Here is a 12862-nt window from a genome sequence, read left to right as displayed (position 1 = left end):
TTGTTTGACATCCGAAAGAACTGCTGTAGCATTGGCCCATGTTCACTATTCCGAACTTTTTATCATGACTCGCTGATACGAGCCAGATCGCCCCAAAGGAGCTTCCAGATGTCCCGAACCCATATCGATCATCGCGACCTTGTACGGTTTGCAGAAGACAAGGTCAATCTGCCAAAAGACAAGGCGGACGAATACCGCGCGCAGGCGCGACGGCTACGTGAAAAGCTGGAGAGCTACCTGTCGGAGCATCCTGAGTTCTCGCTCAAGCGGATTCAACTGTCAGGCAGCCTGGCCAAAGGCACCGCACTGCGATCGCTCAACGACATCGACATGGCCATGTACATCAGTGGCTCCGATGCCCCTCACGACATCCGCGGATTGCTGGACTACTTGGCAGAGCGGTTGCGCAAGGCCTTCCCGAACTTCAGCCCCGATCAGGTCAAGCCCCAGACCTATTCGGTCACGGTGTCATTCCGGGGATCAGGCCTCGATGTGGACGTAGTGCCTGTGCTGTATGCTGGACTGCCCGATTGGCGCGGCGACCTGATCAGTCAGGACGATGGATCTTTCTTAGAGACCAGCATCCCGCTGCATCTTGAGTTCGCCAGAAAACGAAAGCAGGCTCAACCGAAGCATTTCGCACAGGTTGTGCGCCTCGTGAAGTTCTGGGCGCGGCGCATGAAGCAGGAGCGCGATGGCTTCCGGTTCAAGTCCTTCATGGTCGAGATGATCCTCGCCAAACTGTGTGATGACGGCGTGGACTTCTCCGACTATCCCGAAGCGTTGCAGTCGTTCTTCACCTACATTGCGACGTCCAACCTGCGCGAACGCATCGTCTTCGAGGATCACTACAAAGCCTCCAGCGTGGGCAAGCTCGACGACCTCGTGCAGATCATTGATCCGATCAACGCCAGCAACAACGTCGCACGGCTCTACACGGCCGAGAACGCTGACGCCATTGTCGATGCAGCCCTGGATGCAGGCGACGCAATCGATGCCGCGCTGACCGCGCCAACGAAAGAGCTGACGCTGCACTATTGGCAGAAAGTCTTCGGCCCTTCCTTCCAAGGTTGAACATCATGAGCTACAGCTTTACCGCGACCGAAGCCAAGACCTTCACGCTGACACATGCCAAACATCTTGCCGCGAAAGTCTCGGCAGACCTGAAGCGCTTGCAGCGCTTGTATGGGCACGTCACAGATCAGCGCATCACGGAGTTCGAAGGTGAGGTCACCGAATTGTTGCGCCAGGGCTATCTGGGAACTGTCACGTATGGCTTCAAGCGCGACAGCAGCTGGATCGAGCCAACGTTGCGTTACACGGCCAACGAACTCGCGAACAGCGGCACGGATGATGACCCTGGGCGCGTTCGCCCGGGCATCGACATCAGTGGTGCAAGTTTTCACAGCTACCTCACCTACAACGCTGCCTGGTGGGCATTGACGCCCGAACAGCGCGCGGCCATCGAGGGGCAACTGCCGCTGCAACGGACCGGTCAGGCAGAACCGTCGGTCAACGGCTACTTCGCCGACGACAAAACCTACTCATCCGGCGGTCGTTCACTCGGCCGCGCCAGCGTCAGGAGCTATTGATATGAACCAGCAACCCAATCTCCAGGGCTTGTTCGAGCACTCGACGACGTTGCCCGACCCTGATGCACAGGGGCGTCTCGCACGCTTGGTGGGGATGGACGACAAGATAAAGCGCCTGACCAACCTGCTGGGTGTCTTGATCAATCCCGCGGGCCTTCAGAAATGGCAAGACAAACATCATGCCGACGCCGGCGGCCTGCTTGATTCTGTGATCCGTCGGCCTCCACTGGTAGTTCTATCCGGCGATGTCGGTTCGGGCAAGACGGAGCTGGCAGAGACCATCGGTGACAAGGTTGCGCGCCAGGAAGACATTGACATCACGCTGTTGCCGCTGAGCCTTTCTTCGCGCGGGCAGGGCCGCGTTGGCGAGATGACCCAGCTCGTTTCGGCAGCCTTCGAGCACGCATTCAAAGAGGCCAGCAAGTTCAAGTCGGCCAAGGGTGCCGCGCGCGGTGGCGTCATCCTGCTAGTTGACGAGGCCGACGCATTGGCCCAATCGCGAGAATCCGATCAGATGCACCATGAAGATCGGGCAGGCGTCAACGCCTTCATTCGTGGCATCGATCGATTCGCGAATGGCGGACTCCCCGCCGTTGTGCTGATGTGCACCAATCGACTAAACGCACTGGACCCAGCGGTGCGCCGACGTGCTGCTGACATCCTGGTGTTCGAGCGGCCCGATGCGGCTCAACGACATGCTGTCCTCTCACGTCGACTAGGAAGCGCCGGGTTTGGAAAAGCCGATCTGGAAGCACTCGTCGCCGCGACAGGTGAGCAGCCCAAACGTGCCTACGGATTCACCTACTCGGATATCACGCAACGGTTGCTGCCCGCCATCGTTCTGGATGCCTACCCCGATGGACCTATCAAGCCGGCGCGCGCTATCGAACTGGCGCGGTCGATCCTGCCGACGCCACCGTTTCGGGATGCGTAGATCGCGTCCACGATGCAATGAAAACGACCCACTGCCCATCCTGACAGTAGGAACATACCATGACCCAAGCCGTTGCTGTCCGTCGAGACGGAGATGCCTTCCAAGCCAGAATCTTCTGGCGTAAGGCCGCCTGCCTGCTGGACCCTGCCAGTCCTGTAGCAATGGTGGGCTTTGAATCGGGTCCAAAGGGCTTTGACGATGTATGGGTCGCTTATGCGCCTGATCGCGCGCCCGGCGATCATGAGGGCAGGCCCATTTTGCGAGAGCATATCCAGTGCAAGTGGCATGTGTCCATCAACGACTTCGGTTACGCCGACCTGATCGATCCGGAGTGGGTCAACGCGAACAAGTTCTCGTTGTTGCAGCGAGCCCGTACAGCGCAGGTCGCTCACGCACGTGACGGCGTTGGTGCTAGGTTCAAGCTCCTCACCAATTGGCGCATTGGACAAGCCGATCCCTTACGCAGCTACATCCATCAGAAATCGAAGACGCTACGACTGAAGGATCTGTTCGACGGCACAACGGACCGCTCCGCTGCTGGCAAGGTCCGAAAACTTTGGCGCGAGCATTTGGGCATTGATGACCAGGAACTCATGCTTCTGGCTCGAACACTGTCATTGGACACGGACTCCACTTCGCTTGACGATCATCGGGACAACCTGGACCTGCTGTTCGAGAACCGCGGCCTGCGACGCATACCCGCGAACGAGAGCAGCTTCGTATATGACGACGTTGTGTTCCAGTGGCTCGCTCAAGGTCGGCTGGAGTTCGACCGACAAACGCTCCGGGAAGCTTGCAGGAGGGAGGGGCTGCTGGCGGGAGACGGCCGCATACATATGGTGTTCGGCGTAAAATCCTTCGAGCACCCCTTTGATCGGCTGGAGGATCGGTGCGCGGTCGTGCTGGATTTGATTCCCCATTTCGATGAGCGCGCCATCCGCGATCAGGCCGCATGGGCAACGACGCTCTATCCGATGCTCAAGAGCTTCTTGCAAACTGCGGCCAAAGACAACCTGCATCTGCGTCTGATTCTCGATGCCCACATCACGCTGGCCTTTGCTGCCGGTTCGGTGCTGAACATCAAGTCCGGCCGAAGCGTCGAGATCGAGCAGAGGACCGTGCACCGCAATGTTTGGCATTCTAATGACATCCCGCGCGATCCGTCGTGGCCGGAATGGGCGTTCGAGCTGGAGAAGCTGAACGGGAACGGAGGGGACATGGCTGTGGCGGTATGTCTTACTCATGATGTGGTTCAGGCCGTGAGATCACATCTTTCAGTTTTCTCGCCGGAGGTGGGTTCGTTGCTGATTGCGCGCCCGACCTGTGGCGCTGGCGCGCGGTCCGTCGTGTGTGGACAGCACGCCTTTGATCTCGCCGAAACGTTGGCGCTGCAGATCAATGAGAAGCGCATTGGACATCGACCACCACTGCATCTATTCATTGCAGCACCGAATGCCTTTACGTTCTTCTTGGGGCAAAGACAACCCGGTCTGGGCAAGACCACGCTGTACGAGTACGACTTCGAAGGGGCGAATGGGGGTGGTTACAAGCCATCTCTATCGCTGCCCATTTGACCCGGCAAAGGGCCGTCAACATATTCTGGGCGAAGGAATCAACGGCTGGTCTTCAATCCGGATTCGGCAAATCGCACTGTCGCTCGCGAGCGGCCGAAATGACCGAGAGGTTGCCGCTGATGTGACAGGCTTTTCTTCGGCCTGAGCAGACGTTGGCACGCTTGCTAACCTGTGACCACTATCGGCCAGAAACAGCAGTCCCCGACCGGCTGCTCCGGCGTAGTAGATCCGTTCGAGCTTTTGGCCGGGGCGCCGTGGCTCACACGTCTGGCCAAACTAGGCCACCATCCCGCAGAGATCGACGGTTCGGCTACACCAGGCAGGCACCGCAGCCTTGGTCCACGCGAGCAAAGCCAGACCTCAAGCCTCCCCTCCGCGAAGCGACTCAAGTCGGTATGTCGCTTTCCGTCATCACGGCCGCCGTGCCCCGGAACGCAGAAGCGGCGGCGGGCTAAACGAAAAAGACGCCGCTCTTTAGCGTCTCGTCGAACTCGTCGTACGTGTTGCTCCGGTGAAGCAGGCGCACTTGCCAGAGGTAAAACGATCGAACCACGTGTCCTTCGGCGGCTGGGATCTCGCGGTACTTCGTTCCGCGAGAGACCAAGGCTGCACCGCAGGCTCCACTCAGCGGTCCCGGACGCACCGGACCCCAGCCCGCATTCCAGTGAGCGTAGTCCGCCACCACTTGTTCATCCACGAGGACCTCGAGCGTGGAGCCCACCTGACGCACCTCGGTTTGAGCAGTCCCCACTAGCATCGGCACGAATAGTCGAGATGGATAGAGGTTCAATTGCAGGTATCCCATGCGACCAAAGTCCATCCGTCCGGCCAAAGGCAACGACGTAGACCGATCGTCCAGCAACTGTTCGATAGGCACCGTTCCCAACCAAGTCTTCTTGTCGAGCGGCGTCGTGGGCACGCTTGGCAGTATCGGCATGTCGCGCCAGAAGCAATCGAGATGTGAAGCTAGATCCTGGTCTGCCACTTCGCTGTCGCCGGCCTGTAGCCAGTGCACCAGCGACACCTCCACGCAGCGTCCCATCGTCATCTCGACGGGAGTGCTGAGCGCGATCAGCTCATCGCCGGGTCGCTCGGCCGCGACGCTGTGGACGACTCCTCGCAGGATTCCCTCGATCGAGTTCGCGTCCCCGTTGAAGTCCCCCCGCACAGGCACCCATGCCGGACGTGAAGACCTCAGCGCGACCAGTGTCGGATGAATAGGCAACGCCTTAAGCGCTAAATGGCGCACGACACCAGACGGCAGTCCCCACAACCGTTCCGCTACAACCAAGGTGCGCAAGTATGCAGAGATCGCACGAAGGGCGGCACGGGCAGAGTACGGGCCCACGAAACCTTTGCCCAGCGGTCGCGCAAAGTGCCAGGTGTCGCCCTGCAGGGGAGCCTCGGGATAGGTCGTCCGGTTTTGAGCCCACTCGAACGCCATCTGGCGAATCAGTGGGAGTTTGGTCCGAAGCTCCAGTCTCGCCAGCGTGGTCCGGAAGATCCTGGACACATCTCCCCCCTGCACACCATCGAAATCACCGGAGATCTGGAAGTCCTTTGGCGCCGCTTTGAGGTCGACATCGAGCGCCTGCGCCTCGAAGCCAAGGTTTTCGAGGAACAGGTTGGACAGTAGCGACGTTTTCGGTATGCGGTTCGGCAAATCCGGACTGGGGACGTAGCCGTACTCAGCCGCAGCCATCCAAAAGATGCAGAGCGCCTCGACGACTTCCGCCTCAAGCTTGCGCGAGTGCAGCAGTACCAGGAGCGCGGCCTCGGTCTCTGTCGTCGTCCCATGGGCGCCCAGTCGTTTTGCCAACTCCTGCATTGTCCACCATCGGGCGGCCGGTGTCGGCCATCCGAGACGAGCGATGAGAATTCGAAGGTCGTCCATCAAGCCCCCGGCACGTCCGCTGCAGCCAGCTCGATTCCCCAGCGAGGGACAGTCAGCGGGAGGGTTCGGGTGTCTTCGAGCACGCAGTCGACCATGACCTGCGCGAACGCGACCGCCGCATCGATGCGCCCCTGCTTCGCGTAGAAGTACACCATGGCCTCGCCCGGCGCGAATCGCGGCCGCTCCGGCTCACCGAACATGGCATAGGCCGTTTCGGTCACGAAGTCGTCGCACCGTGTCGGGTAGTACTGGGCCACAAGGTCCAGCCGCGCGAGCGTCTTCTCTTCGCGCTCCATGTAGCCGATCCACCCGCCTCTGTTGATCTGCGCGCTGACGAGGTACTTCCAGGCCGACTTTAGGCCACTCAGCTTGCGTCGGGTGTGGAAGGCGTGGCCGGATAGGTGAAGCAGGTCCCGACCTCGACCTCGGTCGGACAAGAGTGAAGCATCGAGCGCTTCAAGGAGCCGCTTCCCCTGGCCCTGCCCCTCCCAGTACCGATACCAGGCCAGAAGCACCGCTTCGTCGTCGTAACCACCACCCGAGAGACGATCGAGCAAGGCCTTCATCTGCTCGGGCTCGAAGGCCGAGACGTCACCATCGAAGGGTTTTCCATCCGTACTGGAGCCCGCGTGTTCCTCGCGATCCAGAACGCCGATGTCCCACCCTCCGTGAGCGTTGAGTACCAGCAGTCGCTCGCCGGCCCCCGCGACGCCCTCATTGGCAAGCCGCTGCAGCACATCGCCAACATCCGGGTGCAGGCCCGTTCGCATCAGCGCATCAAGTGGCCAGCCGGCCTTCACGCCCTGCTCGACGTATGCACTTAGGCTGTTCTCGGCCTGAGACCACTGTCCGGCGTCGACATGCTCCTCGTACTTAACCACCAATGCCGCGGGAGCCAACTTGGCCAGCAGCTCGTCCGCCTCGGTCAGAGCATGCCGGGTGCCGCTGCCGTCCGTGTAGTCCAGGACCGAGTGGACTTGAGAGGCCACCTGCGCCAACAGTCGTCGTGCATCCTTCGGCGCGAGTTCGACTAGGAAGCCGATCGCGTCAAGGGTGTTGTTCAGGGTCGGGTCCTTGCGATGCGAGAAACCCGTTGCCAGCTCCCAAGTCTGCCGGCAGAGTTCGCGCGCTGGCACCACCAATGTATGCGCGACCGCGATCCCGCACAGTTGCAGCGGCGTCTGCAGATGCACACTGGTCTCCTCGCGGACCTCCGCATCGAACAGCGTGCGTTGGGATCGCACGAAAGCCGCTGCGGCCTCATCGGACATCTTCGTCAAGAGTCCAGCGGCGTACTGCTCACGGAAGGACGCGGCGTCGAACCATTTGAAGGCCCCCGCGGTGACCAGCGTCGCTTCCGTCAGATCAACCTCCACGGTATGGCCCAACAGGATGCTGCCGAGTCGAACGTCGCAGGCCACGCGATGCAGCGCAGCCCGGAAGTCATCGGCCGCTGATTGCCAGTCGTGGCTCTGTCGGAAATGCCTGAACTCCATTGGGTCTAATATTTCAAAGACCTCGTGAAAGTCTACGAACTCTCCCCGCCACCAGTGATGGGCCACCTGGGCAGCGACGCCGGAGAGCGCGTTCAGGAAGTCTGTGACGTTCTCTCGGTCGGCATAAAGCGGCGCGCGTGCAAAGCTGAACTCGGTCTGCCCTTCCGCGGCCATGCACAGGCTCAAATGCACTGTGCTGAAGAACCAGTGGTGCACCAACCTCGCAAGGGCCAGCTTGCGCTCGCGGTAGTCGAGTCCCAGCCAGTCGATCGGGATCGAAGCGTTTAAGGTCGTCACAGCCCGCCTGTGGGCCGTCTCCACGGCTGCAACAAAGGGCGTTCTGGCGAGTGCGTTGAAGTCGGGGCGCTCGACGATGCTTGCATTAACCTGAGCCGCGGCCCGGAGGCACGCATCGCTGACCACGCGCTTGCGCCGGCCGGCGCCCATCGAAGTCGCGAGCGCCATCAGCTCGTCCAGTTGCCCCTCCGCGGCCATCAGCCGTATGCTCGGTAGCCACCCCTCCGGGTGAGTCTGTGTCACGAGCCGCTTGAGTCCCTCCGGCGGGGTCCCTATCGCGCCCAGGCGCGCAAACGCACCCGCCAGGAACCTGAAAGCATCCAAGCCGTTGCCCGTGGCGTACTCGCTTGAGAACCGACTCGCACCCCGGAAGCGTCGCAGCGCCTCCTCGCCGCATGCCTCGGCCACGACATGGTCGCCGCGCGTCCGCAACGCGAGACCCAGCGCCGCCACGAGCTTGATATCCGTCTCGTGCCTGGAAGCAACAGCCTCGCGGATCACCCCGTCGTCTGGCGCCAGCATCCACGTGTAAGAGGCCAACCGAGCCATGTCCTCGTCTTGCATCTGGTACTGGCTGCCCTCAACCATGCGGGCCTTCAGGTGCTGGAGGCGATAGGCCTGCGCGAACTCAGCCCGGTCCAGCGCCGCGGCCACGGCGTCGGTAATCAAGGTTTCGAACAGCGACTGCGGATATCCCTCTTCCAGGCGCAGCAGGATCCAGTCCCGTGTCAGGCCCGCGATCAGCTGGCTTGGATCGCCGAGCTGTGCCTGGACCGTCCAGAGCCAGTTCACCCGCAAAGCGTTTGGTGCCAACGTCTCCAGCCAACGCGCGACCTCCGGCCTCAGCGCGGCAATGCGATCGACGTAGCCATCGGTCGAGCGCACGTACACTGCCAGGCTCTCGTGGAAGACCTTCAGCCCGGCGGCCGACGAATGAAGCAAATGCTCGACCTTCTCGATCTCGGGCGCCGCCAGCCTCATCTCGGCCGCGATCTCATCGAACGCGGTCCGCGGCCAGAAGAATGGGAAAGCGCACACCAGTCGCAGGACATCCTTCAAACTAGGCGAAAGACGCTCCCACAGCGATCCGTAGTAGAACTTCGCGTCTTGGCTCAGATCGCCGGTAAGTTGCTCGACGTCCCATCGCGTGACCTTGCCACCTGCAAGCACCAGCGCGGAGGTCGCATAGATGACGTGCAGCGGGTGACCGTTGGTCCTGGCGCGCAGCGCTGCCGCGGCACTCTGCAACTCCTGCTCAGCGATAGCTTGGCGCGCAGCAGAAACCCCTGGGGCTTCGACCCCCTCCGGCTCTGCATGAACATCCGGCTCATCGGGCTCAAAGCCTGTGCTCAGCCGACCGGTCTGCACAGCCTGACGCAAGTGCGAAAGGACGGCGTCGCCGGACATGGCGGGAAGCATCTTCCAGTTCGCCTTCGGCGCCGCAATCAACAGATCTGCCGGTAGTTGAGCGTCGTCCACCGGCTGCGTGCCTACGAGGAGCACCATGTTCTCAGGACATGGCACCATCTGCGCAAAGAGGTCCTCCAGCGGTTGTTTGTCTTCGGCGTTGATGCGCCAGACGTGGTCGAGACCGTCCAAGATCAGAACAAAGGGCTTGTCGAGCGTCTTGTAGTGCGCCGCAGTGGCTTCCAATAGCGCGCGCAGACCACCGGGCGGTCGGGGGACGCCGGGATGAAATCGCTCGATTTGCGATCGGATCGACTCCTCGACGACGTAGCTGTGCACGCGATCCCGGCCGCGCTCAGTTGTGGACAGGAAGTAGTGGTGGCGGACCGTCGGAATGTCTATGTCGGCGAGTGTGTCGCACAGCGCGCTGAGGTAGGTGCTCTTGCCGCGACCAGGTGGACCGGTCAGAACAATCGCCTTGCCGGTCGAACGCAGCGCGTCCTTGATGAAAGCGTCGTGGAAGTCAGCATCGGGCACCTCATAGCCCTTGGGGACCGCAAAGTCTTCCGGCAGCGGTGCCGGCGGCGTCGCCTGGAGGATCGCACGAAGGTCTGGCAACGTGATCCAGCCGAATGGCGGCGGAGAGTTCTTCTGGGTCGACCAGTTCAAGGCGACATTCTTGAGGACGGCAATGCCCTCCGGCGTGCCATGCGCGCGCAGCCGCGCATTGATCTCGTGCTCGAGGGTCTCGTAGCCCTTGTCGCTGTGCGTGATCTGCAGTCGGCCGAGAAACTCCTCACAGTCCTTCTCACCGCCGAGTTCGGCGATGAGCATCGCGCGCCTCGGGTCAGGAACCTTGGAAAAGTCAATCTTTCCCCCGGCCAGGCAGGCTTCAATCTCGGCATCCGGTCGCCGGTTGGTCAGGAGAGAGAGCTCGCCGATGCGTGCCGGGTCCAGCGACCTGTACGCATCAAACCACTTCTTGAACATCGACCGGGACCGTTCCGTCTTGCCGGACTTCTCAAGCAGCCAATCCCAGGACAGCGGGTGTGCATTTGGGTTTGGAGTGAACTTGACCTGCTTGAGGTCATGCAGCCCGTCCGTGCGTTCGACCACGATGTCGTCCAGCCCCGTCGGTGCATCCGCCTCAACGTCACACTCGAACTTGACCTTTGCGTAGTGACTCGGTGAATCCAGCCAGTCGCACAACACCCGCAGCCCTTGCCGGTTCTGATAGATGTAGCCAGCGGCGGTGATCGCCGTGTTCTTGATGTTCTCAGTCATAGTTCGCAGTCCCTTGCCCCACGAAAACTTCCCGCCCAGTCGCTTCTGAGTCGGAAGCGGTCGTTGCCAGGCGAAGCCTCGAACGCCCGCTTCGGCCGAAAAGCAGCCGTCCCGCATGCCCTCCACTATGGCCACTTCACACGCGCACCAGCCCAAAAAGTAGGGGGCCAGCGGCCCCCTCACTTCGCTCAGACTCCGACGAACTTTATTCGGATCCGACTGACTTTATTTACTCCACTCACTGCCGGGCCCGGCGCTTACTCGACAGTGACCGACTTGGCGAGGTTGCGCGGCTTGTCCACGTCGGTGCCCTTGACGAGGGCGGCGTGGTAGCTGAGGAGCTGCAGCGGGATCACGTGGAGGATCGGGGAGAGCATGCCGTAGTGCTCGGGCATGTGCAGGATGTGCACGCCTTCGGATTCGGCGATCTCGGAGCCGGCATCGGTGAACACGTAAAGCTCGCCACCGCGGGCGCGGACTTCCTGGAGGTTGCTCTTGAGCTTCTCGAGCAGCTCGTCGGCCGGAGCCACGGCGATGACGGGCATCTCCTTGTCCACCAGCGCCAGCGGGCCGTGCTTGAGTTCGCCGGCGGCGTAGCTTTCGGCGTGGATGTAGGAGATTTCCTTGAGCTTGAGGGCGCCTTCCATGGCGATGGGCCAATGGCTGCCACGGCCGAGGAAGAGCGCGTGGTGCTTGCCGGCGAAGCGCTGGGCCCACTTCTCGATCTCGGGTTCGAGCTCCAGCACCTTGCCCACGGCCACCGGCAGGTGACGCATCTGGGTGAGGTAGCCGGCTTCCTGCTCGGCGGAGAGGCGGCCGTTGATCTTGGCGAGCGCCAGGGTCAGCAGCGCCAGCGCGGCGAGCTGGGTGGTGAAGGCCTTGGTGGAGGCCACGCCGATCTCGGGGCCGGCACGGGTGATGAAGCGCAGCGCGGATTCACGGACGATGGCGGATTCGGGCACGTTGCAGATCGCCAGGGTCTTGGTCATGCCCAGGGCCTTGGCGTGCTTGAGGGCGGCCAGGGTGTCGGCGGTCTCGCCGGACTGGGAGATCACGACCACCAGGGTGTCGGATTCGGGCACCGATTCGCGGTAGCGGTATTCGGAGGCGATCTCGACGGTGCAGGGGATCTTGGCGACGGATTCGAGCCAGTAGCGGGCGGTGAAGCCGGAGTGGTAGCTGGTGCCGCAGGCCAGGATCAGCACGCGGCGGGTGGCCTTGAGGACGTCCACGGCCTCGGCGCCGAAGATCTGCGGGCTGATGGCGCCGGCGCCGGCGATCGGCTCGAGGGTGTTGGCCAGGGCCTGGGGCTGCTCGAAGATTTCCTTCTGCATGTAGTGGCGGTACTTGCCCAACTCGACGGCGTCGGCCGACAGGCTGGAGATGTTCACCGCGCGCTCGACGGGGGTGCCGTCGGTGAGGGTGACGCGGAAGCCGTCGAGGGTCAGCTCGGCCACGTCGCCATCTTCGAGGTAAACCACCTTGCGGGTGACCTGCAGCAGCGCGGCGGTGTCGGAGGCGGCGTAGTGGCCATCCTCGCCGACGCCCAGGAGCAGCGGCGAGCCCTTGCGGGCGACGATAACGCGATGGGTATCGACCTCGGCCACCACGCCGATGGCGTAGGCGCCGACCAGCTCGGCCACGGTGGCGCGAACGGCGTCGAAGAGGTCGGGGATGGTCTTGAGCTTGTCGTGCAGCAGGTGGGCGATGGCTTCGGTGTCGGTCTCGGACGTAAACACGTAGCCCTTGGCACGCAGCTGGGTGCGCAGCTCTTCGAAGTTCTCGATGATGCCGTTATGCACCACCGCCAGGCCACCGGAGATGTGCGGGTGGGCGTTGCGCTCGGAGGGCACGCCGTGGGTGGCCCAGCGGGTGTGGGCGATGCCGATGTTGGCAGTGAGGCCAGTGGCGTCGGCCTGGGCGGTCAGTTCGGCCACCCGGCCAACGGCGCGCAGGCGCATGACTTCGGGCTTGCCCTCGGTCTTGAGGACGGCGAGACCGGCGGAATCGTAGCCGCGGTATTCAAGCTTGCGCAGCCCTTCGAGCAGCACGGGAACGATGTTGCGACGGGCAATGGCGGTGACGATGCCACACATGAGCGGAAACCTTTCGAAAAGGCCCGACCATCATGGCCGGGCCGAAAAAATGAGGGGATCAGGCTTTCTTGACTTTGACCGGACGCTTCCAGCCCGGGATCGAGACCTGCTTGGCGCGCGAGACCGTGAGCTCGCCGGCCGGCGCATCCTTCGACAGCGTGGTGCCGGCGCCGAGGGTGGCGCCCTTGCCCACCCGGACGGGGGCCACGAGCTGGGTGTCGGACCCGATGAACACGTCGTCCTCGATGATGGTGCGGAACTTGTTGGCGCCGTCGTAGTTGCAGGTGA

The 12862-nt window shown here is 62.2% G+C and carries 8 protein-coding genes; 4 read left to right on the top strand and 4 right to left on the bottom strand.

Annotation, left to right across the window (positions count from 1 at the left end; translation table 11 throughout):
• Positions 1-108: 108 nt before the first annotated feature.
• From Q0672_RS14945 to Q0672_RS14930, 4 genes are read left to right on the top strand one after another with little or no spacing between them, the layout of a single operon-like run.
• The gene (locus tag Q0672_RS14945; RefSeq protein WP_298623402.1) at positions 109-1074 is read left to right on the top strand and encodes a CBASS oligonucleotide cyclase; all 966 of its coding nucleotides are present in this window, start codon (positions 109-111) and stop codon (positions 1072-1074) included.
• Between the two features lie 5 nt (positions 1075-1079).
• Positions 1080-1592: a hypothetical protein gene (locus Q0672_RS14940; RefSeq protein ID WP_298623399.1), complete on the top strand. Its 513-nt coding sequence runs from the start codon at positions 1080-1082 to the stop codon at positions 1590-1592.
• A 1-nt stretch (position 1593) separates the two neighbouring features.
• On the top strand, positions 1594-2526 hold the full coding sequence (locus Q0672_RS14935; RefSeq protein WP_298623396.1) for an ATP-binding protein: 933 nt from the start codon (positions 1594-1596) through the stop codon (positions 2524-2526).
• 59 nt (positions 2527-2585) lie between these two features.
• Entirely contained in the window at positions 2586-4100 is a 1515-nt protein-coding gene (locus tag Q0672_RS14930; RefSeq protein WP_298623394.1) for an SAVED domain-containing protein, read from the top strand.
• A gap of 451 nt (positions 4101-4551) precedes the next feature.
• Here Q0672_RS14930 and Q0672_RS14925 read toward each other — a convergent pair whose 3' ends face one another.
• The 4 genes from Q0672_RS14925 to Q0672_RS14910 form a co-directional block, all read right to left on the bottom strand.
• Complete coding sequence (locus Q0672_RS14925) at positions 4552-5994, bottom strand: hypothetical protein (protein WP_298623392.1); 1443 nt, start codon at positions 5992-5994, stop codon at positions 4552-4554.
• Entirely contained in the window at positions 5994-10478 is a 4485-nt protein-coding gene (locus Q0672_RS14920) for an ATP-binding protein (protein ID WP_298623390.1), read from the bottom strand. The genes Q0672_RS14925 and Q0672_RS14920 overlap by 1 nt, the downstream gene beginning before the upstream one ends.
• 257 nt (positions 10479-10735) lie before the next feature.
• Positions 10736-12574, bottom strand: a complete 1839-nt coding sequence (gene glmS / locus Q0672_RS14915) for a glutamine--fructose-6-phosphate transaminase (isomerizing) (RefSeq protein WP_298623388.1) — start codon at positions 12572-12574, stop codon at positions 10736-10738.
• Between the two features lie 58 nt (positions 12575-12632).
• On the bottom strand, positions 12633-12862 hold a 230-nt coding region (locus Q0672_RS14910), incomplete at its 5' end, for a DapH/DapD/GlmU-related protein (RefSeq protein ID WP_298623386.1).

The sequence above is a fragment of the uncultured Zoogloea sp. genome, from assembly GCF_937894855.1.
Classification (GTDB): Bacteria; Pseudomonadota; Gammaproteobacteria; order Burkholderiales; family Rhodocyclaceae; genus Zoogloea; species Zoogloea oryzae.
This window is presented reverse-complemented; position numbering and strand designations above follow the sequence as displayed.